Origin of the sequence: Lacibacter sp. H407, assembly GCF_037892605.1 — a bacterium.
Lineage (GTDB): Bacteria > Bacteroidota > Bacteroidia > Chitinophagales > Chitinophagaceae > Lacibacter.
The window spans coordinates 1-20,951 of the sequence record NZ_JBBKTU010000002.1 but is presented as its reverse complement, the minus strand read 5'-3'; the positions used below and the strand labels follow the sequence as shown (position 1 = coordinate 20,951).

28 protein-coding genes are annotated in these 20,951 nt (G+C 41.0%); 1 reads left to right on the top strand and 27 read right to left on the bottom strand.

Features of this window, described 5'->3' with window-relative positions; all coding sequences use genetic code 11:
- Positions 1-65: 65 nt before the first annotated feature.
- From WG989_RS19430 to rpsJ, 26 genes are all read right to left on the bottom strand, one after another.
- Positions 66-1,352: an aminotransferase class V-fold PLP-dependent enzyme gene (locus WG989_RS19430; RefSeq protein ID WP_340431734.1), complete on the bottom strand. Its 1,287-nt coding sequence runs from the start codon at positions 1,350-1,352 to the stop codon at positions 66-68.
- A 172-nt stretch (positions 1,353-1,524) separates the two neighbouring features.
- Positions 1,525-2,760, bottom strand: coding sequence for a BaiN/RdsA family NAD(P)/FAD-dependent oxidoreductase (locus WG989_RS19425; RefSeq protein WP_340431733.1), 1,236 nt, complete (start codon positions 2,758-2,760; stop codon positions 1,525-1,527).
- Positions 2,761-2,769: 9 nt separating this feature from the next.
- Positions 2,770-4,302: a M20/M25/M40 family metallo-hydrolase gene (locus tag WG989_RS19420; RefSeq protein WP_340431731.1), complete on the bottom strand. Its 1,533-nt coding sequence runs from the start codon at positions 4,300-4,302 to the stop codon at positions 2,770-2,772.
- Positions 4,303-4,343: 41 nt separating this feature from the next.
- Positions 4,344-5,150 (bottom strand): type I methionyl aminopeptidase, encoded by an 807-nt coding sequence (map, locus tag WG989_RS19415; RefSeq protein ID WP_340431730.1) that lies wholly within the window; start codon positions 5,148-5,150, stop codon positions 4,344-4,346.
- 61 nt (positions 5,151-5,211) lie between these two features.
- Positions 5,212-6,552, bottom strand: coding sequence for a preprotein translocase subunit SecY (gene secY / locus WG989_RS19410; protein WP_340431729.1), 1,341 nt, complete (start codon positions 6,550-6,552; stop codon positions 5,212-5,214).
- Positions 6,553-6,629: 77 nt separating this feature from the next.
- Positions 6,630-7,079 (bottom strand): 50S ribosomal protein L15, encoded by a 450-nt coding sequence (gene rplO / locus WG989_RS19405; RefSeq protein WP_340431728.1) that lies wholly within the window; start codon positions 7,077-7,079, stop codon positions 6,630-6,632.
- Between the two features lie 125 nt (positions 7,080-7,204).
- Positions 7,205-7,387 carry a 50S ribosomal protein L30 gene (gene rpmD / locus WG989_RS19400; RefSeq protein ID WP_340431727.1) on the bottom strand — a complete coding sequence of 61 codons (183 nt, stop codon included), beginning with the start codon at positions 7,385-7,387 and terminating at the stop codon, positions 7,205-7,207.
- A gap of 85 nt (positions 7,388-7,472) precedes the next feature.
- Positions 7,473-7,991, bottom strand: a complete 519-nt coding sequence (gene rpsE / locus WG989_RS19395; protein WP_340431726.1) for a 30S ribosomal protein S5 — start codon at positions 7,989-7,991, stop codon at positions 7,473-7,475.
- A 28-nt stretch (positions 7,992-8,019) separates the two neighbouring features.
- Complete coding sequence (gene rplR, locus WG989_RS19390; protein WP_340431725.1) at positions 8,020-8,379, bottom strand: 50S ribosomal protein L18; 360 nt, start codon at positions 8,377-8,379, stop codon at positions 8,020-8,022.
- A gap of 48 nt (positions 8,380-8,427) precedes the next feature.
- The gene (gene rplF / locus WG989_RS19385) at positions 8,428-8,982 is read right to left on the bottom strand and encodes a 50S ribosomal protein L6 (RefSeq protein ID WP_340431724.1); all 555 of its coding nucleotides are present in this window, start codon (positions 8,980-8,982) and stop codon (positions 8,428-8,430) included.
- 87 nt (positions 8,983-9,069) lie between these two features.
- Positions 9,070-9,468 carry a 30S ribosomal protein S8 gene (gene rpsH / locus WG989_RS19380; RefSeq protein ID WP_340431723.1) on the bottom strand — a complete coding sequence of 133 codons (399 nt, stop codon included), beginning with the start codon at positions 9,466-9,468 and terminating at the stop codon, positions 9,070-9,072.
- Positions 9,469-9,557: 89 nt separating this feature from the next.
- Entirely contained in the window at positions 9,558-9,827 is a 270-nt protein-coding gene (gene rpsN, locus WG989_RS19375) for a 30S ribosomal protein S14 (protein WP_340431722.1), read from the bottom strand.
- 3 nt (positions 9,828-9,830) lie between these two features.
- Positions 9,831-10,406: a 50S ribosomal protein L5 gene (rplE, locus tag WG989_RS19370; RefSeq protein WP_340431721.1), complete on the bottom strand. Its 576-nt coding sequence runs from the start codon at positions 10,404-10,406 to the stop codon at positions 9,831-9,833.
- 27 nt (positions 10,407-10,433) lie between these two features.
- Positions 10,434-10,766: a 50S ribosomal protein L24 gene (rplX, locus tag WG989_RS19365; RefSeq protein ID WP_340431720.1), complete on the bottom strand. Its 333-nt coding sequence runs from the start codon at positions 10,764-10,766 to the stop codon at positions 10,434-10,436.
- 68 nt (positions 10,767-10,834) lie between these two features.
- A complete protein-coding gene (rplN, locus tag WG989_RS19360; RefSeq protein WP_129132878.1) occupies positions 10,835-11,203 on the bottom strand; it encodes a 50S ribosomal protein L14 in 369 nt (122 codons plus the stop codon).
- 102 nt (positions 11,204-11,305) lie between these two features.
- Complete coding sequence (gene rpsQ / locus WG989_RS19355) at positions 11,306-11,563, bottom strand: 30S ribosomal protein S17 (protein ID WP_182801835.1); 258 nt, start codon at positions 11,561-11,563, stop codon at positions 11,306-11,308.
- A 54-nt stretch (positions 11,564-11,617) separates the two neighbouring features.
- Positions 11,618-11,827: a 50S ribosomal protein L29 gene (gene rpmC / locus WG989_RS19350; protein WP_340431719.1), complete on the bottom strand. Its 210-nt coding sequence runs from the start codon at positions 11,825-11,827 to the stop codon at positions 11,618-11,620.
- 32 nt (positions 11,828-11,859) lie between these two features.
- Positions 11,860-12,279 carry a 50S ribosomal protein L16 gene (rplP, locus tag WG989_RS19345; RefSeq protein ID WP_340431718.1) on the bottom strand — a complete coding sequence of 140 codons (420 nt, stop codon included), beginning with the start codon at positions 12,277-12,279 and terminating at the stop codon, positions 11,860-11,862.
- 71 nt (positions 12,280-12,350) lie between these two features.
- Complete coding sequence (gene rpsC, locus WG989_RS19340) at positions 12,351-13,133, bottom strand: 30S ribosomal protein S3 (protein ID WP_340431717.1); 783 nt, start codon at positions 13,131-13,133, stop codon at positions 12,351-12,353.
- Between the two features lie 18 nt (positions 13,134-13,151).
- On the bottom strand, positions 13,152-13,517 hold the full coding sequence (gene rplV / locus WG989_RS19335; protein WP_340431716.1) for a 50S ribosomal protein L22: 366 nt from the start codon (positions 13,515-13,517) through the stop codon (positions 13,152-13,154).
- A gap of 73 nt (positions 13,518-13,590) precedes the next feature.
- Complete coding sequence (gene rpsS, locus WG989_RS19330; RefSeq protein WP_340431715.1) at positions 13,591-13,863, bottom strand: 30S ribosomal protein S19; 273 nt, start codon at positions 13,861-13,863, stop codon at positions 13,591-13,593.
- A gap of 37 nt (positions 13,864-13,900) precedes the next feature.
- Positions 13,901-14,740, bottom strand: coding sequence for a 50S ribosomal protein L2 (rplB, locus tag WG989_RS19325; protein WP_340431714.1), 840 nt, complete (start codon positions 14,738-14,740; stop codon positions 13,901-13,903).
- Positions 14,741-14,800: 60 nt separating this feature from the next.
- Positions 14,801-15,100, bottom strand: a complete 300-nt coding sequence (gene rplW, locus WG989_RS19320) for a 50S ribosomal protein L23 (protein WP_340431713.1) — start codon at positions 15,098-15,100, stop codon at positions 14,801-14,803.
- A 31-nt stretch (positions 15,101-15,131) separates the two neighbouring features.
- Complete coding sequence (gene rplD, locus WG989_RS19315) at positions 15,132-15,764, bottom strand: 50S ribosomal protein L4 (RefSeq protein WP_340431712.1); 633 nt, start codon at positions 15,762-15,764, stop codon at positions 15,132-15,134.
- A gap of 20 nt (positions 15,765-15,784) precedes the next feature.
- Positions 15,785-16,402, bottom strand: a complete 618-nt coding sequence (gene rplC, locus WG989_RS19310) for a 50S ribosomal protein L3 (protein ID WP_340431711.1) — start codon at positions 16,400-16,402, stop codon at positions 15,785-15,787.
- A 281-nt stretch (positions 16,403-16,683) separates the two neighbouring features.
- A complete protein-coding gene (gene rpsJ / locus WG989_RS19305) occupies positions 16,684-16,989 on the bottom strand; it encodes a 30S ribosomal protein S10 (RefSeq protein WP_129132889.1) in 306 nt (101 codons plus the stop codon).
- Positions 16,990-17,656: 667 nt separating this feature from the next.
- On the opposite strand from rpsJ, the gene WG989_RS19300 reads away from it, so the two are divergent.
- Positions 17,657-19,171, top strand: a complete 1,515-nt coding sequence (locus tag WG989_RS19300) for an Ig-like domain-containing protein (protein WP_340431710.1) — start codon at positions 17,657-17,659, stop codon at positions 19,169-19,171.
- 104 nt (positions 19,172-19,275) lie between these two features.
- On the opposite strand, the gene WG989_RS19295 is transcribed toward WG989_RS19300, so the two are convergent.
- A partial coding sequence (locus WG989_RS19295; protein WP_340431709.1) for a T9SS type A sorting domain-containing protein occupies positions 19,276-20,951 on the bottom strand: 1,676 nt, incomplete at its 5' end.

Below are 20,951 nucleotides of genomic sequence, written 5' to 3'. Positions count from 1 at the left end.
CTGTTTTAGTTATACGATTTGATCGCATGTTTATAAGACGACAATTGTTGTATTTGGTTGCAGCATCATCCGGCTATTTGCCCGATCGCTGTCACCAACCGATCAAGGTCTTTGGTTGACGTATACACATGTGGAGTAACCCTTACCCCATGAACGTTTTCCCAATCAATTGAGACGGTGTGGATCCTGTATTGATCGTGCAGTTTTTTGGCAACTTCGGCAGGCTTAATTCCGTCGATTGCAATATTTGATATTGCACAGTAGGATTGTTTATTCTTAGGTTGAAGAAACGATACACGCTTCAGGTCACTTACTTTGTTGATCCAGTAATCAGTTAAATAGCGCAAGCGCTCTTCTTTGCGTTGCGAACCAATCACGTTATGAAAATCAACCGCATTTCCAATTGCCATTTCACTTGCAAAGGATCGGGTGCCCAGAGATTCAAACTTTCTGATATCTGTTCCATCGGGCTCATTGCTACTAAGCAAGGCCCAAATATTTTTGATCTTTTCTTTTTTAATCCATAACAAACCACTGCCGAATGGAGCCGAAAGCCATTTGTGCAAAGAAGAAGCAAAATAATCACAACCAAGATCGGGTATCTTAAATTTTGTATGTGCAAATGTATGTGCACCATCGCCTATTACTTCAATTCCCCGCTTGTGTGCCTCATCAGCTATTTTCCGGATTGGAAGTATTTGTCCTGTCCAGTTAATGAGATGAGTAACGTGTACAATTTTTGTTTTGGAGGTAAATGCATTTACATATTGCCGAACGATCTCATCTTCGTTTTCAATGGGCAGTTTCAGATCAAGCCAAATCAATTTAATTCCATCTCTTTTTTCCCGCTGCTTCCATGCATTGATCATGTTAGGATAATCCTGTTTGGTCAACACAACTTCATCGCCGGCTTTTAAATTCAATCCGAAAATGATGGTATTCAATCCTTCTGTTGAGTTGCGATTAATTGCAAGTTCTTCAGCATCGCAACCCGCAAGCTCCGCAAGTTTACCACGCAATCCTTCCCGACCTTCATCCAATGTCCGCCACATATAAAACGAAGGTGCTTCATTACTGAATTGATAAAAACGTATATGCGCATCCTGCACAACTTTTGGTTGCGGACTCACTCCGCCATTGTTGAGATTTAATAAATTGGGCGATACTGTGTACTGCTCTTTCACCCATCCCCAAAAATCTTCATCAGAGATCGCTTCTTCGGGAGTGAGCGACTGAAACTGCAAATATTTTTGCTCTGCTTCTTTTGCAAACAACGAATTGGTGAACGGCAGGAAACTAAACACGCCTGCGGTAGCCGTTAGATTTTGTATAAATTTTCTACGGGACGACATGTGGTTGGGTTTAGCTAAAGATAGTTTTTTTGATGAATAGAAATCCTGATAAGAATCATACCAACTGAATTTGAAATGATCGATCAAAAACCGGAATCTCTTGCTAATTAATAATTAAACCACAGAAATATATTTTTATTTTTTAACTGTGTTTACCGGGCGTATATCTGTGTTATTTAACGAGTGAAGCGATCGATTTGGCGGCAATAAAACCACTCGTCCAGGCATGCTGAAAATTGAACCCACCGGTAATACCATCCACATCAAGGATCTCTCCGCCAAAAAATAAGTTTGATTGAAGTTTACTCTGCATTGTATTGGGATCAACTTGTTTCAGGTCAACACCACCCGCAGTTACAAACTCTTCTTTAAACGTTGTTTTTCCTTTCACCTGAAATTCATGATTGCACAATAGTTGAATCAGTTTGTTCTGTTCTTTTGCGGGCAGATCGGCCCAGCGCCATTCTTCTTTTACACCTGCTTGTTGTAACAAGAATGCCCACAAACGGTTTGGCAAATGAAAGAGATTATTGTTAGCTATCTTTTGTGAGCCTTTGCTGTTACGAATCAACTGCAGCTCATCTTTTATTTCCAGCTCCTTTGCATCGTTCAGCCAATTCACATTGATGGTGAAATCATAATTACGCTCCTGTAATTCTCTTGCACCCCACGCTGATAATTTCAATACACAAGGTCCGCTCATTCCCCAATGCGTAATGAGTAGTGGTCCGGTATTCTTTAATTTGGTTGATTGAATTTTTATTGTCGCTTCAGGCACTACGACTCCCATCAATTCGGTGATGGGATGCTTCGGCATATTGAACGTGAATAAAGATGGTACGGGTGATATGATTGTATGCCCGGTTCCTTTCAGCCAATCGAATTGTTGCAGCTTGGGAAAGCCGCCACTGGCAATGCAAACAAAATCTGCATCCATCATTTCATAATTGCTTAATTCCACTTTCCATTTGCCACTTTCCACTTGCAATTTTTTCACTTCCTTGTTCATCAATATCTCCACGCTATTACGATTCACTTCCTTCAGCAGGCAATCAATAATTGTTTGTGATGTATTGGTAACAGGAAACATCCGTCCATCTTCTTCTGCTTTCAACTTCACTCCTCTTTCTTCAAACCATTGAATTGTATCGCTGGTAAAGAATTGATGAAACGCCTTACGTACAAAATGCTCACCACGGGGGTAACGTTTACTCATCTCCTGTATTTCAAAACATGCATGCGTAACATTACAACGGCCACCACCACTCACCTTCACTTTTGATAAGAGCTTGCTTGATTTTTCAAGAATGGTTACCTGCAATGCAGGGTTAATGATTGCTGCGTTTATTGCACAGAAAAAACCTGCTGCGCCTCCTCCAATTACAATCAAACGTTTTTTTTCCGGCATGTGTACTGATTATTTCATCATCATCAAAGCAGCCATCGTTTCAATTCCGTTCCAGAAATTCAACAGCCTGATGTTTTCATTTTCAGCATGCTGGTTATTGTCATGATTGGCAATAGGAACAGAAATTGTTTTTGCATTGAGATATTGTTCAAATAAAAATAACGGAAGACTCCCTCCTGCGGTAGGCATTAAAACAATAGGCTCTGTACTTGTTGATTGTACAGCAGCGATTACTTTTTTTGCAATAGGCAGATCCATTGATGTTTTCTGCGCATTGTAGCCACTACTCAGTTCTATTTTTGCAATTTTATCGTACTTTCTTCGCTCTTCTTCTGTAGGTTCTGCAGTTGTAATATAGTAACCCTGGTTTTTGATATGCTCCACTACACGTTGTTGCTGTCTTTTCCAATCGTTCCCTGCAACCAATCGCAAATCAAGAACAGTGGTCGCATTTGTTGGTATTACATTACTTGCATTTTTTCCAACATTGGCACTATTGATCCCATTGATGTTGAGAGATGGCAATCCAATTGATTGTGCAAGGTTATAGTCTTTCATTTCCCGTGTGCGAAAACCCAGTTCTTTTTTCATTTGATCATCCACTGGTGGAATTACTTCAAGCGCCTTCTTTTCCATTTCACTTAGTGGAATAACATCCGCATAAAAGTCTTTGATTGTAACATTGCCATCTCTATCCTTCATCGAAGCCAAGAGTTGCACCAACATCATGGCAGGATTTGGTGCCCAGTTTCCATAATGACCACTATGCAACGGACGCTTAGAACCATACACAGTTATGTCTACATGTGCATCACCTCTTACACCAAACACTACTTGCTTTTTACCCGATTGATGAACAGGCCCGTCACAAATCAACCAAAGATCACTTTGTAATAAGCTTTTGTATTGCTGTAAAATTTCGTGCAGAAAATCAGAGCCTTTTTCTTCCTCGCCTTCAAAAAAGAATTTGATGTTTACCGTTGGCTTCATCCCGCTTTTTACAATGGCATCATATGCATTCAATATCGCCATTACACCTGCCTTATCATCACTTGCACTTCTTCCATAAATTCTCCATTGCGGATCAAATGCTTTATCAGCTGTTGGAAATTCAATAAAGCTTCCGTTTTGTTCCAATGAAGTGGTAAGCAGCTTTGGTTCAAAGGGAGAAAGTCCTTTTGCCCACTGTGCTGCATTCACCGGTTGACCATCGTAATGTGCGTAGAAAATAATTGTTTGTGTTGCACCCGGTGTTATTACTTCGCCATAAACAGCAGGTACGGCTTTATTTGTTGCAGGTGTAAGTAACTGTACGTTTGCGATACCCCTTTTCTTCATTGCATCCATAATGAATGATGCGTTCTTATAAATGCCAATTGAATCGCCAACAATATTGGGTAATTTCAGAAAGGAAACAAATTCAGAAATGATCGCATGTTCATTTGCCTGACGATACTGCCTCACTTTTAAAACAGCAGGACTTTGTGCCAATAAAAAATGAGTGCAGCAAAAAGCAGCACTCATAAATATTATTTTTCGCATCATACACTTTTATTAGAAGTGTAAATTACTGAATTGTACGATCAGTAGTAAGAAGCGTCCAGATTTGTATTGGCTTTCTCAGCAGCTTCAATACTTACGAACGAAGAAAGAATATCAGCTTTGCCTTTTTTCACACACACATCATGTTCGTAGTGTGCCGATGGCAAACCATCTATTGTGCGAATGGTCCAGCCATCTGCATCATGGTACACTTCCTTCTTGCCAAGATTGATCATTGGTTCAATTGCAATCACCGTTCCCTCTTTCAATTTAGCACCGGTTCCCCGTTTACCATAGTTTGGCACTTGCGGATCCTCATGCAGGTTACGTCCCAACCCATGCCCCACTAACTCACGTACTACACCATAGCCATGTTGTTTCTCTGTATAATCCTGAATAGCAAATGAAATATCACCAACCCTGCTTCCATGTACCGCCTTTTCAATGCCTTTGTACAACGATTCTTTTGTAACACGAAGCAACTTCTTCACTTCATCTGTTGTGCTTCCGATGATAAATGTATACGCACTATCGCCATGGTAACCGTTCATGAATACACCTACATCAACAGAAACGATATCACCATCTTTCAAAACATTATTTGTTGGAAAACCATGTACTACCGCATCGTTCACAGAAATACAGGTTGCAAATGGATAAGTGCCCTGATAATTTTTAAACGAGGGTGCAGCTCCGTTATCACGAATAAACTGTTCCATACGTGTATCAACCTGCATGGAAGTAACTCCCGCTTTCAACATTTTTGCTGCTTCGGCCAACGCATCGCCTACCAACAGGGCACTCTTGCGGATCAATTCAATTTCTAACGGAGATCGGTAATGAATCATAATTCGTTTATTAAAAAACCCCGGCTGTTATGCCAGGGCTTTTTGTATGTTAATCTGATAATTAGATCGCTGATGAAGATACTGTCTGGCGTCCCTGAATTTTACCACCTTTCATCAAACCGTCGTACTGTCTCATCAAGAGATGTGTTTCGATTTGTTGTAAAGTATCCAGAATTACACCTACCATGATCAACAATGAAGTACCACCAAAGAAAGTAGAGAAACCACTTGTTACACCAACGTTCTTCGCAATACCCGGAAGGATACCAACAATTGCAAGGAAGATAGCGCCTGGTAATGTTACACGATCCATGATCTGTCCAATATAATCGGCAGTTGGTTGGCCCGGTTTCACACCAGGAATAAAACCATTGTTCTGCTTCAGATTATCTGCGATTTGCTTCGGATTAAAGATCAATGCTGTATAAAGGAACGTAAATCCGATTACTAATACTGAATAGATCACCATATACCAAATGTTACCATGATCGCTCAATGTTGCTGCAATACCTTTTGTTGCATTGAAACCGGTAAGCAATGTAGGCAGGAACATGATGGCCTGTGCAAAAATGATTGGCATTACACCAGAGCTGTTCACCTTAATTGGTAAGAACTGACGTGCACCACCAAACTGACGGTTGCCAACAATTTGTTTTGCATAATTGATCGCAATCTTCCGCACACCTTGCACAAGAATGATCAAGCCCATGATGATAGCGATAAGCGCTGCAATTTCAATCATGAACATTAATAAACCACCACCTGCACTACCGCTCTTTGCATCAAATTCCGCAGCAATTGAAGCAGGGAAACGTGCAAGGATACCGATCATGATGATGAGTGAGGTACCATTACCTAAACCTTTATCAGTAATACGCTCACCCAACCACATTACAAACAATGTACCTGCAGTTAAAATGACAGTAGTTGATAACCAGAAAAACGGAGTGAATGAAGTAAGAATTGCACCACCTGCAATTTCAGGACTCTTCAGGTAAGTTACATAAGCACTTGCCTGGAAGATGGTAACAATCACTGTAAGATACCTTGTCCACTGATTGATTTTTTTACGTCCGCTTTCTCCTTCCTTCTGCATTTTCTGTAATTGCGGCACCATAATGCTCATCAACTGCATAAAGATCGAAGCGGAGATATAAGGCATAATACCCAATGCAAAAATGGATGCACTTGAAAACGCACCACCTGCAAATGAATCAAAAATACCAAGAATACCTTCTTTTGCTTTCGAGTTCAGTTGTTCCAATCCGTTTGGATCAACACCCGGCAAAACGATATGTGAACCCACACGATATACCAGCAAAAGCAAGAGAGTATAAATGATCTTACTCCTCAACTCTTCAATGCTCCAGATATTCTTTAGGGTCTGTATGAGTTTTTTCACTGGAAAAATTCGTTTTTAAAAATTTGCTGAAAAGAAAAAAGACGCACTTACATGCGTCGGGCAAATATCGGGAAAAATTACTTCACTACTTCAACAGTTCCACCAGCTGCTTCGATAGCTCCTTTCGCTGATTCACTGATCGCATTTACCTTGAAAGTAAGTTTTGATTTGATTTCGCCATTGGCCAGAATTTTCACTCTGTCGGTACGGCTGATCAGCCCGTTTACATATAGATTCTCAACAGAGAATTCAGTAATACCATATTTCTCAGCAAGCTGCTCTACCTGTCCAAGGTTGAATACACGGTACTCAACACGATCCGGGTTTTTGAAACCACGCTTTGGAACACGACGCTGAATAGGCATCTGTCCACCTTCATGTGCCATTTTGCTTTTATAACCGGCACGACTTTGTCCGCCTTTATTACCTTTTGTAGATGTACCACCCTTACCGGATGCTTCACCACGACCAATACGTTTTTCTTTGTGAGTAGAACCTTCAGCAGGTTTTAAATTGTGCAGTTTCATCTTTAATTGATTTTGAACTTTCGGGGAATCACCCCTCGCATTTGTTAATTGATAATTTTGAAATTAATAACTGATAATGCTAACCGATATTCTCAAATTATCCATTGACCAATTATCAATTCTTCTTAAGCTACTTCTTCCACCTTCAGTAAATGACTCACTTTGTGAATCATCCCTAACACCTGTGGAGTGCCTTCTACTTCTTTGGTAGAGTTGGTCTTATTCAAACCAAGTGCCTTCAGCGTTTGCTTCTGGCGTTCAGGTCTGTCAATCGGACTCTTTACTAAAGTGATCTTTATCTTTTTCATATCCTAAAAGGTTTAAGGTGTATGGTGTAAGGAGTAAGGTTGCTTGCTTCAGCAATTTACCTTCTGCCTTCTACCCTCTACCATTTTATCCGTTAAATACTTTCTTTAATGAGAGGTGACGTACTCGTGATACAGCAATTGGTTCACGCAACATTGCTAATGCTTTGAAGGTTGCTTTTACCACGTTGTGTGGGTTTGCAGAACCTAATGATTTTGCTAATACGTCGGTAACACCAGCGCTTTCCAATACAGCACGCATGCTGCCTCCGGCAATTACACCCGTACCATGTGCAGCAGGCTTGATCAATACTTTTGCAGCACCTTCTTTCGCCAACTGATCGTGAGGGATACTTCCTTTCATTACAGGAACTTTGATGAGATTTTTCTTCGCATCTTCAATGCCTTTTGAAATAGCTTCCTGTACTTCCTTGGCTTTACCTAAACCATGACCAACCACACCATTGCCATTGCCTACAACAACTAATGCTGAGAAACTGAATGCACGACCACCTTTTGTTGTTTTAACAACACGGTTGATAGAAACTACTTTTTCTTTCAGTTCCAGGTCACCTGCTTTTACTTTGTTTACAATTACTTTCGACATTTATGCTTTATTAAATGTTTACAATTGATTAGAAAATTAAACCTGCTTCACGTGCGCCTTCAGCTACCGCTTTTACACGGCCGTGGTATAAGTTACCGCCACGATCAAATACAACAGCTGACAAACCCAGCTCAGTTGCTTTGCGTGCAATAGCAGCACCTACCAGTTTACTTTTCTCAATTTTGGTTACTTTCTGTGCCAGAATCTCTTTGTCTTTTGATGACGCTGCTGCAATTGTTACACCAGTTACATCATCAATCAACTGAACATAAATATCAGAGTTGCTGCGAAACACACTTAAACGTGGTTTTTCAGTTGTACCTGCTACTTTCTTACGAATTGAGTAGCGGATCTTTTGCCTTCTGACTAATTTGTTATCTGTTTTCATCTTTCTGTATTTAATATTCCTGATTCTGCCAGGAACTTCGTTTAATGATTATTTACCAGCTGCTTTACCTGCCTTACGACGGATAAATTCTCCAACATACTTCACACCCTTTCCTTTGTATGGTTCAGGCTTACGTAAACTGCGGATCTTTGCAGCAACAGCACCTAACAATTGCTTATCGATACCAGTAATGGTGATGGTAGGATTCTGTCCTTTTTCCTGCGCAGTTGCAATTTTCAATTCACTTGGTACTTCAAAAATGATGTTGTGTGAATAACCCAATGCCAGATCAAGAATATTTCCCTGACTTGCGGCTTTATAACCCACACCCACCAATTCAAGTTTCTTTTCAAAACCATCGGTTACGCCTTTCACCATGTTTGAAACAAGTGAACGGTATAAACCATGCATAGCACGATGACGGCCCTGATCAGTTGGACGGTTAAACGTTACTTCACCATCTTTCACCTCAACAATAATATCACGGTCAACGGTTTCTTTCAACTCACCTTTGGGTCCTTTTACTGTAACCACGTTATCTTTTCCAACTGTGATTGTTACTCCCTGAGGAACTACAACCGGCTGCTTACCTATACGAGACATAGAATCTGTTTTATTTATGATTTGTTTGGTTGTTGACCGGTCAGCTTAGTATAGTTCAGCTTAATGTATCAACAACATTTACTATTTTTAGTAGATATAACACAATACTTCACCACCTACATTGCTGGCTTTCGCTTGCTTATCAGTCATAACACCTTTAGATGTGCTGATGATGGCAATGCCTAAACCATTCTTTACACGGCGGAAATCTTCCGGCTTAGAGTACTGGCGTAAACCCGGACGGCTTACACGCTCCAATGCCTGAATTGCAGGAACACGTGTTTGAGGATCGTACTTCAAGGCAATTTTAATTACACCTTGTTTGTTATCATCTTCAAACTTATATTTTAAGATATACCCCTGATCGTATAAAATTTCTGTCATACGCTTTTTGAGGTTTGAAGCAGGAATTTCTACAATTCTGTGGCCTGCCATCTGCGCATTACGTACACGAGTGAGAAAATCTGCAATAGGATCTGTAACCATTTTATTCTTTAATTGAATGATTTAAAAATTGTTTGCTTTGTGCATCATATTCAATACCTGCACAAACTTCCCTTTCGGGGTTGGCTGTATTACCAGCTGGCTTTTTTAACGCCTGGTATTTTACCATTCAGCGCCATGTCACGGAACATCACACGTGAAATTCCAAAGTAACGCATGTAACCTCTTGGACGGCCGGTCAATTGACAACGGTTCTTTAAACGTACAGGTGATGCATTCTTTGGAAGTTCATCCAAACCGGCATAATCACCAGCAGCTTTCAGAGCAGCACGCTTCTCAGCATACTGAGCTACCATTTTCTCTCTTTTGTTTTGACGGGCTGTTATTGATTTTTTAGCCATAACTTATTGTTGATCTTTTTTAGCATTTTTGAATGGCATTCCCATTTCTTTCAGCAACTCATACGCTTCTTCGTTAGTTGAAGCTGTGGTTACAAAAGTGATATCCAAACCGGTGATCTTATTCACCTTATCGATATCGATCTCAGGGAAGATGATCTGCTCAGTAACACCCATTGTGTAGTTACCACGGCCATCGAATGATTTTTCATTCACACCTTTAAAGTCACGTACACGTGGTAATGAAGCAGAGATCAGGCGATCGAGAAATTCATACATATTCACACCACGCAATGTTACACGGGCGCCAATCGGCATGTTCTTACGAAGCTTGAAGTTTGAAATGTCTTTTTTAGACATTGTTGCTACTGCTTTCTGACCAGAGATCGTAGTTAACTCATCGATTGCAATATCAACGAGTTTTTTATCGTTCACCGCTCCGTTTACGCCACGGTTCAAGCAGATCTTTTCCAGCTTAGGAACCTGCATGATGCTTTTATAACCAAAACGTTTCATTAAGGCAGGTACAACTTCTGCTTTGTACTTGCTTGCCAAACGGGGTGTATATTTTGTAGTGCTCATCTTCTTCTTGTTTTAACCTTGGTTAAATTATTTTACGGGTTGTCCTGATTTTTTAGAAACCCTTACCAGCTTTCCGTTCTCACGACTGCGCTGTACTTTGGTTGCTTGTTTACCATCCCACAACATCACGTTTGAGATGTGGATCGGAGCTTCCATTTTAACGATACCACCTTTTGTGTTTTGAGCCGATGGCTTACTGTGTTTGGTTACGATGTTTACACCTTCAACCAATACACGGGCAGCGTCCGGAAATACTTCCAGTACCGTACGTGGCTTCAATACATCTTTATCATCACCGGCAATAACAACTACTGAATCGCCTTTCTTGATGCTAAACTTGGGTTTAAATCTTTTGCTCATTTTTTTCGCTTTATGCTTAATGCTAATGCTTGTTGCTTTAGCTGATACTTTGTTTTGTTTTGCTACGCTTACAACACCTCAGGTGCCAATGAAATGATTTTCATGTAACCCTTATCACGCAACTCTCTTGCTACCGGCCCGAAGATACGTGTACCACGAGGCTCATCAGAAGCATTGAGAATTACCACTGCGTTATCATCGAAACGGATGTAAGAACCATCCTTACGACGTAATTTATTTTTTGTACGAACAATAACAGCTTTTGCTACGGTACCTTTTTTAATACCACCACCTGGTAATGCATCCTTTACTGTTACAACGATCTTGTCGCCAATCTTTGCATAATCCTGGCCGCTGTTTCCGAGTACTTTAATACAAAGCACTTCTTTGGCACCACTGTTATCGGCTACGTTTAATCTACTTTCTTGCTGAATCATTTCTTTAAACTTTAAACTCTTGGTTTGTGAACGTTGAGTATTTAAAAATGTTTATCCATTACAGAGGCTTGCGGTTTGCACCGGAAGCTTGCAGCGTTTATTTTATTTCGCTTTTTCAACAACCTCAACCAGTCTCCAGCGCTTTGTTTTGCTCAAGGGACGGCTCTCCATGATCTTCACTGTATCACCAATACCGCACTCATTCTTTTCATCGTGAGCATGGAACTTGGTCGTTTTCTTTACGAACTTTCCATAAATAGGGTGCTTTACTTTACGTTCAACCGCTACAGTAATGGTTTTATCCATTTTGCTGCTGGTTACTACACCTGTCTTTGTTTTACGCAAATTTCTTTCTAACATTTTTTGCTTTTTTTCTGTTCATGGAGCCAAAGGCGCCATTGTTTATTCAATGGATTAAACACCCATTTGTTTTCTTCGTAATTCTGTTTTTAAACGAGCAATATCACGGCGAAGGCCACGGATGCTCACGGGATTCTCCAATGGAGAAATAGCGTGTGCAAATTCCAGCTTCTTCAAACGCATCTCATCTTCTTTGATGCGTGCTGTGAGGTCTGTGAGGTTCAGCTCTTTTATGCTCTTTAAAAAATCAGTTGTCTTTGCCATGTTAATCAGTTTAAATCAGTTCAACGTTTGAGTTACGCCATTAAATCCCTGCGGATAATGAATTTTGTTTTGATGGGAAGCTTTTGTGCCGCCAATGCCATTGCTTCTTTTGCAACAGTTTCAGGTACACCATCTGCTTCGAACAAAATACGACCTGGCTCAATAATAGCTGCCCATCCTTCGGGGTTACCTTTACCTTTACCCATACGTACTTCAGCAGGCTTACGGGTAACGATTTTATCGGGGAACACACGGATCCACACATTTCCTTCACGCTTCATTGCACGTGTCATTGCCTGACGGGCACTTTCAATCTGGCGGTTGGTTAACCAAACCGGCTCCAATGCTTTTAAAGCATATGAACCAAATGAAATACTACTACCACGCTTGGCCACAGCACGTATGCGTCCTTTCTGCGATTTTCTGTGTTTTGTTCTTTTCGGCTGTAACATTGTTTAAATATGTTTCGTGTTACTGTTTGTTATTTGCTTCGTACTTCTTACTTGTAATTAGTACTTGATTATTACCCTTTGCGGCTGTCTCTGCGTTGACCACCACCACCGCCACCACGACGATCATCTCTTCTGTCACCACCACCTCTGTTATCATCACGACGATCTTTGCGATCGCTCACATCACTCTTACCACCAATAAAGTTGGGGTTCAAATCACGCTTGGTCAATACTTCACCTTTACATATCCATACTTTGATACCGATTTTACCATACACTGTTAATGCAAACAGATTGGCATAATCAATATCCATACGGAATGTGTGTAACGGCGTACGGCCTTGTTTGATCTCTTCAGTACGTGCAATTTCAGCACCACCTAAACGACCGGCTACTTTCACTTTAATTCCTTCAGCACCCATGCGCATAGCAGAAGCAATCGCCATTTTAATAGCACGCTTATAGTTGATACGGTTTTCGATCTGGCGTGCGATAGTGTCAGCAACAATTGTTGCATCTACTTCCGGACGACGGATCTCAAGAATGTTGATCTGCACATCATCTTTACCAGTCAATTTCTTCAACTCTTCTTTGATGCGATCAACTTCACCACCACCTTTACCGATGATGATACCTGGCTTTGATGTGTGAATGGTTACAATCAATTTGTTGAGTGTACGCTCAATCACAATCTTAGCGATACCGCCTTTATTGATACGGGCGTTCAGATAGGTTCTGATCTTGTTGTCTTCAATCAGTTTACCAGCATAGTCTTTTTTGCTACCATACCAGTTACTTTCCCATCCGCGGATGATCCCTAACCTGTTACCAATTGGATTTGCTTTCTGACCCATAGAATGGTTTATAAAGTTTTAATCAATTAATTTTTTATCTACGATAATAGTTACGTGGTTGCTGCGCTTTCTTACTCTGTAAGCACGACCCTGTGGAGCAGGACGCAAACGCTTTACCATACGTGCACCGTCAACAAAAATTGTCTTCACAATCAATGATGCATCTGCTGCACTTTGACCGCTGTTCTTCTGTTCCCAGTTGTTGATGGCACTTTTTAATAATTTACCAAGCGGTGTGGCCGAGTGTTGTGGATGAAACTCCAACATAGCCAGCGCTTTTTCAACATCCATACCACGGATCTCATCAGCCAACAGACGCATTCTGCGGGGTGACGTGGGATAATTTCTGAGTTTTGCTACTGCTTCCATTTTTATTTGTTTCATGTTGCTGGTCGCTGGTTTCTTGTTGCTGGCTGAAATTCAACCTTCAACTCGTAACCTGTAACCGGTAACTGTATTATGCAATCTTCTTACTTGAGTGTCCTTTAAAGTTTCTTGTTGGTGCAAATTCGCCCAGCTTATGACCTACCATGAATTCAGTTACATAAACAGGAATGAATTTGTTTCCGTTGTGCACCGCAAAGGTGTGACCAACAAAATCGGGGGTAATTGTAGAGCGGCGGCTCCATGTCTTAATTACACCTTTCTTTGATTTACCCTCGTTGATAGCGAGCACCTTTGTTTCGAGGTGAGCTGCTACATAAGGACCTTTTTTAATCGAACGAGCCATGTTATATTTTCGATTTTAGATTTTCGAATGCTGATTATTACTTCGCCAGTTTTTTACCATCCTTACGTTGGATGATGAGTTTGTTAGAACCCTTATGTTTCGAACGAGTCTTCTCGCCTTTTGCATATTTACCGGTTCTGCTACGTGGGTGACCACCACTGCTGCGGCCTTCACCACCACCCATCGGATGATCTACAGGGTTCATCGCAACACCACGGTTACGTGGACGAATACCTTTCCAACGGTTAACACCGGCCTTACCAGCTTGTTCCAAACTGTGATCGCTGTTACTTACCACACCTACTGTTGCATAACAGTTGATCAATAACTTACGCAATTCACCACTTGGCATTTTCAATACTGCATATTTTCCTTCCTTGTTGGTTAACTGTGCACTTGTACCTGCACTGCGAACCAATTTACCACCCTGGCCAGGTTGCATTTCAATGTTGTGAACATTCGTACCCAATGGCATGTTCTTCATTTGAAGTGCATTTCCTAAATCAGGTGCTACTGCATCACCAGCTAAAACGGTTGTACCAACAGTTAAGCCATTCGGAGCAAGAATGTAACGCTTCTCACCATCAGCATAATGCAACAAAGCAATAAATGCTGTACGGTTTGGATCGTATTCAATTGATGCAACTTTTGCAGGTACATCTTTCTTACTACGTTTAAAATCAATTACACGGTATTTCTTTTTATTACCACCGCCGATGTAACGCATAGAACGACGGCCCTGGGCGTTACGACCACCTGTTGACTTTACACTTTCAAGCAACGACTTCTCAGGTTTGTCGGTTGTAATCTCCGCATACGCATTCCCGATTCTCCATCTGGTACCTGCGGTTACCGGTTTGTATTTCTTTAATGCCATTTTTAAAAACTTTTATTGTTCAACTTTTGCGGTAGTTGATCTACCATTCGTTATTCTTAATTATACTGTTCCGTACAGGTCAATTGTTTCGCCTTCTGCAACAGTTACATAAGCCTTTTTGTAAGCTGGTTTACTACCCTGGATATAACCGGCTTTGGTCATACGGTTTTTGCTCTTGCGGGGAGCTACCATTGTATGTACATCAGCAACTTTTACATTGTAGAATTCTTCTACTGCTTTTTTGATCTCGAGCTTGTTGGCTTTACGACCTACACGAAAAGCGTATGTATTCTTTTTCTCGGTTAAACGATTGCTTTTTTCAGATACAATCGGCTTTATTAAAATTTCACTCTGTCTCATCTGGACGTTGTTTATTCAGTTCAATGATCAATTATGCTGCAGCTTCTTCTTCAGAAAAAATCTTTGCAGCGCTTTCAGTTAATACGAGTACATCGCTGTTGATGAGGTCGTATGTATTTACATCAGCGAGTAATGAACCAACAACTGAAGGAACGTTACGTAAGCTGAGGTAGAGATTGTCGTTGTAATCAGGGATCACCACCAATGCTTTTTTACCTGCAATGTTCAGGTTGGTCAACACACTCATGAATTCCTTTGTTTTCGGAGTATCCATGTTAAGGTCTTCAACCACTACGATGGCGTTTTCTTTTGCTTTGTAAGCAAGAGCACCCATTTTAGCAAGATCCTTTACTTTACGGTTCAATTTAAAATCGTAACCGTGAGGTTTTGGTCCAAAGATGGTACCACCACCCTTATACAAAGGGTTGCGGATATTACCTTTACGTGAACCACCGGTACCTTTTTGGCGGTGAAGTTTACGGCTTGCACCTTGTACTTCTGCACGTGTTTTAACTTTGTGTGTGCCTTGACGCTGTGCTGCACGGTATTGCTTTACAGCGAGGTAAATCACATGGTCATTTGGTTCGATACCAAAAATTTCATCCGGTAATTCGATCGTACGACCTGTTGCTTTTCCTGATTTATTTAAAACGTCTACTTGCATGACTTCTTGAATTAGTTTGTTTACTTCTGGATGTATACGATTGAACCGTTAAAACCTGGTACAGAACCGCTCACAAGGATGTAATTCTTTTCAGGGAAAATTTTCAACACTTTTAATCCTTTAACTTTCACTCTGTCTGCACCCATACGGCCAGCCATACGCATACCTTTCATTACACGTGAAGCATCAGAAGAGTTACCCAGTGAACCCGGTGCACGCTGACGATCGTGTTGACCGTGCGATTGACCGCCCACACCGTGGAAGCCATGGCGTTTTACAACACCCTGGAAACCCTTTCCTTTTGTGGTACCCACAACTTCAACTTTATCGCCTTCAGCGAAAATGTCGGTTGTGATTGTTTCACCAATATTTTTTTCGAGAGAATAGTTGCGGAATTCTTTTACGATCTTCTTGGGAGAAGTGTTTGCTTTTGCGAAGTGGTTTTTTTCAGCGGCGGTAGTGTTCTTTTCTTTCTTTTCGCCAAAAGCCAATTGTAATGCGCTGTATCCGTCAGCGTCTTGTGTTTTTACCTGTGTAACAACACAGGGACCAGCTTCAATGATGGTACAGCTCTGCTGTTTACCATCGGGACTGAAGATGCTGGTCATGCCAATCTTTTTACCAATAATACCTTTCATTTGTTTACAGTTTATGCCCTGTAAGGTTGTTGAGACATAACGCTGGCGGCGTCATTCAATCCCCGTTTACCATCGACCTTTTCCTTGTTTCCACTTTGGATCGGAAGTACCGATGGTAAACTAACCACGAAGGGCTAGTTTATATGTTCCTCAACTTTTGGTTGAGAATGTTTTTTTGAAATTCAGAGCTCTTTTTTACAGACCTGAGTCGTATTGAGAGATGAAATATTATTACTTATTTATAAGAACTAAGATGCTTCGTCCCGCTTGCGGGGCAATCATCATGCTTTGATTTCTACGTCAACACCACTTGGCAAGTCTAACTTACTCAATGCATCAACCGTACGGCTGCTGCTGGTGTAGATATCCAGCAAACGCTTGTGCGTACAAAGCTGGAACTGCTCACGGCTCTTCTTGTTAACGTGCGGTGAACGCAATACAGTAAAAATTCTTTTACGTGTAGGAAGAGGAATAGGTCCTGTTACTACTGCACCGGTACTGCGAACCGTTTTCACGATTTTCTCAGCCGATTTGTCGACCAGATTATGGTCGTAGGATTGCAATTTTATTCTGATACGTTGCGCCATAAGATCTATCCCAAATTTTCAATTGGGAGCGCAAAGGTAGGGTTTGAAATGTTCCCTGCAAAAACTTTGAGAAAGTTTTTTCCAAAAAACTGGGCAACCACTCTTAACTTATATCAAGAGTAGGTTTTTCATGGCCATTCAGATGCCTCTTACAGCAATTTTAAACGCATATGCTCCTTAAACTATAATCCCATATCTGTCTAAAACAGCAAATCGCCAGTTATTATATTTCAACAAAGTCGATAACATGTTCTGTTATTTTCCCTTACCCTCATGTTCGTATCTAATCAGTTGTTATACAGCCTGTCATGCAAATAGCAATGATCAAACCATACAATGCAGCAGAGGATCAGTGAGCAATCATGCTGCGTAATTATTCGATTTTTTACTACAAAAGAGTAGTAGTTTGTCCTAGTGCATAAACTTTGACAGCAAAAAAAGGTATTTTAACTTTACCGACGAATCCATAGCCGAAGCCCAATTTTTCGAAGAACCATTTTACTACAGCCAGGACCTACACCATTGGTTTTTTTCTACTTAAATAAGTTTAAAGTACATATGAGGCATTAAAATTGCTTGTTTTGGTACGATGTTTTTATTTAAGAATTAAAAAACTGCCTGAAAAGGAGTTTTCTATTAAACTATTATACCACTAAAAAATCCGACAATGAAAACCGTACTCCGATCCTATGCTATGCCCACTCTGGTTGCACTTACTTTATTTGCAGCATCCTGTTCAAAAGAAAAATCTTCGCAGTCGATTGACGACCAAACAGCAGTAGGTCAAACTCGCTCAGCAGGTGCTGTTGCCGATGATCCGGCTTTACAGGCAAAAGTTCCGCTCATTGTATCTCCCGGCTTTTTAAACACAGGTATAAATGGCAGAGCTGGCAGTTTTGATGACTTCGCAGCAAAAGGAAAGCCCGATAACGTACCGCCAACAATCAGCTTTGTAGCTCCTTCAAATAATGCATCTGTTTCAGGAACAATCAGTGTGCAGGTAAAGGCTACCGACAATGTGAAGGTCACATCCGTGAGTTTAAGTATTGATGGCAAGGTTGTAAGTACAAGCACTACATTACCCTTTACAAATACATGGAATTCCGGCACTGTTACAAACGGCAACCACACTGTTACAGTAACTGCAAAAGACGGAAAGGGGAATAGTGCTTCAGCCTCAATTCAGGTATCAGTGAATAATGTAACAGCTGGCGATATTACAGCCCCTTCAGTGGACATCACCTCACCAGTAAATGGAACTACATACGAAGCGAATACAAACTTAAATATCAGTTCCTCTGCTTCCGATAATGTCGGTGTTGCTTCTCTTAGTATCAGCATTAATAATGTTGTAGTGAGCACATCAGCAAGCGCCAGCACCAGTTATTCCTGGAATACAAGTACTGCGGCCAGCGGATTTCATACCATTACCGCAACAGCAAAAGATGCAGCAGGAAACCAATCAGTAAGATCGGTGACTGTAACAATCAATACGGTTGTTGTTCCTCCTCCAGTTAGCAGTGGTGTTCATCTGGTTATGCCTCCTGTTGGCAATCAAGGTGGCGAAGGAGCATGTGTGCCATTTGCAATTGGATATGCAGCCCGCTCAGCAGAACAATATTATCGTACCAACGCCAGCACGTACAGTTTCTCTACCAATGTATTTAGCCCTGAATTTTTATACAATCAGATAAAATTCAGCACAGATTGTTCAGCAGGTACTGCCATGCAAACGGCACTTGACTTCATTGTAACCAAAGGTATCAGCACGTTCCAATCAATGCCATACAGCAGCACGAATGGCTGTTCTCTATTACCAACAGCTGTTCAAACAAGTGAGGCTTTGAATTATAAAATTAATGGCTACTCCAAAATTTATTATACTGACAGAGCGGCCATTAAATCAATGATCGAACAAAAGCATCCGGTAATAATCACAATACTTGCTGACAATTCATTTATCAGTGCAAAAACAGGATTTCTCTGGAAGGCATATTCAGGGTCAGGTATGCTGGCACATTGCCTTGTTATTTGCGGCTACGATGATTCAAAAAATGCTTATAAAATTTTCAACTCATGGGGAACAACGTGGGGCGATGCAGGTTATAGCTGGATCGATTATAATTTCTTTGAAACCGGAGGCAGAACTGCAGGTGGCGGATATTGTTATGTAATTAATTAAACCTGCAAATGCGCAATTCACCCAATTGCAAAAAAGACGAACGATTGAATTAAAAATAAAAAAGGCTGCCCAAATGGGCAGCCTTAGTTTTATGTTTAAAAAATTTATTGTCTGATGTTCACCAATTTGCCTGTCACTTCATCCGTACCGATCCTGAGTTTGTAGATCAGCGTACCATTGGCGTTCGTTGAAGTTTTGTATTCAACAACCTGGTTTCTGCCAGCAGAAATAAATCCACTGTAAACTGTTTGCAGTTTACGACCCATCATATCAAATACCTCGAGGGTAGCCTGACCAGAAACCGGTGAAGCAATTACAAAACGAACACGGTCAATGAACGGATTAGGATAGGTTGAAACATTTAGCTTATCAGTTATTATTGCATTCGGATTCGCAATTGTGCCCGAAGGATTTAAATTAATCCTGCGTGAAACAACTTCAACCTTACATGGTTCAACATCCCATCCAATAAATATTCTGCACTCATCAAATCCTTCATTGATTTGTGCTGCTGCACCACTAATGGATGACAACGAAGCACCAGCTTCAGAACCAACAACTCCGTCAACATTACCTAAACCGTCATTCGCCAATTGATATAATCCTCCCACTGTATGAGGGTATCCTTTGGTTGTAAGGGCTGCGATAATATCTACAGAAATTGTTTTGTAGAGATACTCATTTACTACTACCAACTGCATTAACTCGTTGTAGTAACAACTCCTCGCTTTTGGCGTTGTTGAACCACAACCACCATCACGTGCTGCTGTTGCAAATGTACCTGCCTGCAATACAAAGTCTGCCAGTCCTGAGCTTACTCTCAGATTTAACCCAAGCGCAATTGTTTGTGACAGGAACACATTATTGATCCTTCCTTGTTTTGTGATATATGTAGTTGAAGAATTATTACCAGGAGTCCAGCACGCTGGCAAACTTGGCACATTATCAACAGTACAATTTCCAAACAATTCACTCGCTTTTCCACCACCTGGCATCGACGCATTCAGCAATACTGCTGCGCTTGAAGTAGATGGAATGGTTATCCGTGGCTGTGTCGTTCCATTACCACCGATGTAAAGAGGATTACCAACACCACCAACACCCAACATTGCTTTGATCATATCTGTTACTGTTGGATAGGTATAGGCAGGGCCTGAACCATCAATACCATCGCCATCGCATAATGGGCTTCTATTGCCATACTTTCCTTGCGTGTAAGTACAGAAATTGCCACAAGCGATAACCGGCACTTCATAGGTGCATTCGTTTGTACCTAAATCCGGATTTGCATATGAAATGCTGAGCTTTAATGTAAAGCTTTGGCCTCCTGCTGTTACAGAAACTGTTTGTTGGCCGTTTGGTGCATTAATGGATGCTCCGTTATTTGCTGACCATACCCATGTTTCATTTACAGATGGGGCACGACTTGCGGTATAACTATTGGTGGAACCATTACATACTTCAATTGTTTCTACAGTTGGGCATGAACCTGCTGCTGTAACATTCACTTCGCAATTTGAAGATGCAAAGCAACCTGTTCTTTTATGCGTAACTGTAACTTTAAACTTAACAGTACCGCCCGCATCGCCAACAGCCGCAGTGTATACAGGACTAACTGCCGACGTACTACTCAAGGAACCTACTCCCTGCGTTATTTCCCACAAGTAAGTATAATTGTCTGGATCAGCATCTATAGAACCAGCCAAACTTGCACTCAATGTGGTATTATGTGCAGCTGATGTAATATCAATAGGATTTGGTGAAGCAGAACATGAAACTA

What these genes read in the sequence shown, in the direction of transcription:
- WG989_RS19430 (WP_340431734.1), bottom strand. Translation starts at nt 1,352, where the DNA reads ATGTCGTCCCGTAGAAAATTTATACAAAATCTAACGGCTACCGCAGGC.
- WG989_RS19425 (WP_340431733.1), bottom strand. Translation starts at nt 2,760, where the DNA reads ATGCCGGAAAAAAAACGTTTGATTGTAATTGGAGGAGGCGCAGCAGGT.
- WG989_RS19420 (WP_340431731.1), bottom strand. Translation starts at nt 4,302, where the DNA reads ATGCGAAAAATAATATTTATGAGTGCTGCTTTTTGCTGCACTCATTTT.
- map (WP_340431730.1), bottom strand. Translation starts at nt 5,150, where the DNA reads ATGATTCATTACCGATCTCCGTTAGAAATTGAATTGATCCGCAAGAGT.
- rplO (WP_340431728.1), bottom strand. Translation starts at nt 7,079, where the DNA reads ATGAAACTGCACAATTTAAAACCTGCTGAAGGTTCTACTCACAAAGAA.
- rpmD (WP_340431727.1), bottom strand. Translation starts at nt 7,387, where the DNA reads ATGAAAAAGATAAAGATCACTTTAGTAAAGAGTCCGATTGACAGACCT.
- rpsE (WP_340431726.1), bottom strand. Translation starts at nt 7,991, where the DNA reads ATGTCGAAAGTAATTGTAAACAAAGTAAAAGCAGGTGACCTGGAACTG.
- rplR (WP_340431725.1), bottom strand. Translation starts at nt 8,379, where the DNA reads ATGAAAACAGATAACAAATTAGTCAGAAGGCAAAAGATCCGCTACTCA.
- rplF (WP_340431724.1), bottom strand. Translation starts at nt 8,982, where the DNA reads ATGTCTCGTATAGGTAAGCAGCCGGTTGTAGTTCCTCAGGGAGTAACA.
- rpsH (WP_340431723.1), bottom strand. Translation starts at nt 9,468, where the DNA reads ATGGTTACAGATCCTATTGCAGATTTTCTCACTCGTGTACGTAATGCG.
- rpsN (WP_340431722.1), bottom strand. Translation starts at nt 9,827, where the DNA reads ATGGCTAAAAAATCAATAACAGCCCGTCAAAACAAAAGAGAGAAAATG.
- rplE (WP_340431721.1), bottom strand. Translation starts at nt 10,406, where the DNA reads ATGAGCACTACAAAATATACACCCCGTTTGGCAAGCAAGTACAAAGCA.
- rplX (WP_340431720.1), bottom strand. Translation starts at nt 10,766, where the DNA reads ATGAGCAAAAGATTTAAACCCAAGTTTAGCATCAAGAAAGGCGATTCA.
- rplN (WP_129132878.1), bottom strand. Translation starts at nt 11,203, where the DNA reads ATGATTCAGCAAGAAAGTAGATTAAACGTAGCCGATAACAGTGGTGCC.
- rpsQ (WP_182801835.1), bottom strand. Translation starts at nt 11,563, where the DNA reads ATGTTAGAAAGAAATTTGCGTAAAACAAAGACAGGTGTAGTAACCAGC.
- rpmC (WP_340431719.1), bottom strand. Translation starts at nt 11,827, where the DNA reads ATGGCAAAGACAACTGATTTTTTAAAGAGCATAAAAGAGCTGAACCTC.
- rplP (WP_340431718.1), bottom strand. Translation starts at nt 12,279, where the DNA reads ATGTTACAGCCGAAAAGAACAAAACACAGAAAATCGCAGAAAGGACGC.
- rpsC (WP_340431717.1), bottom strand. Translation starts at nt 13,133, where the DNA reads ATGGGTCAGAAAGCAAATCCAATTGGTAACAGGTTAGGGATCATCCGC.
- rplV (WP_340431716.1), bottom strand. Translation starts at nt 13,517, where the DNA reads ATGAAACAAATAAAAATGGAAGCAGTAGCAAAACTCAGAAATTATCCC.
- rpsS (WP_340431715.1), bottom strand. Translation starts at nt 13,863, where the DNA reads ATGGCTCGTTCGATTAAAAAAGGTCCTTATGTAGCAGCTCACCTCGAA.
- rplB (WP_340431714.1), bottom strand. Translation starts at nt 14,740, where the DNA reads ATGGCATTAAAGAAATACAAACCGGTAACCGCAGGTACCAGATGGAGA.
- rplW (WP_340431713.1), bottom strand. Translation starts at nt 15,100, where the DNA reads ATGAGACAGAGTGAAATTTTAATAAAGCCGATTGTATCTGAAAAAAGC.
- rplD (WP_340431712.1), bottom strand. Translation starts at nt 15,764, where the DNA reads ATGCAAGTAGACGTTTTAAATAAATCAGGAAAAGCAACAGGTCGTACG.
- rplC (WP_340431711.1), bottom strand. Translation starts at nt 16,402, where the DNA reads ATGAAAGGTATTATTGGTAAAAAGATTGGCATGACCAGCATCTTCAGT.
- rpsJ (WP_129132889.1), bottom strand. Translation starts at nt 16,989, where the DNA reads ATGGCGCAACGTATCAGAATAAAATTGCAATCCTACGACCATAATCTG.
- WG989_RS19300 (WP_340431710.1), top strand. Translation starts at nt 17,657, where the DNA reads ATGAAAACCGTACTCCGATCCTATGCTATGCCCACTCTGGTTGCACTT.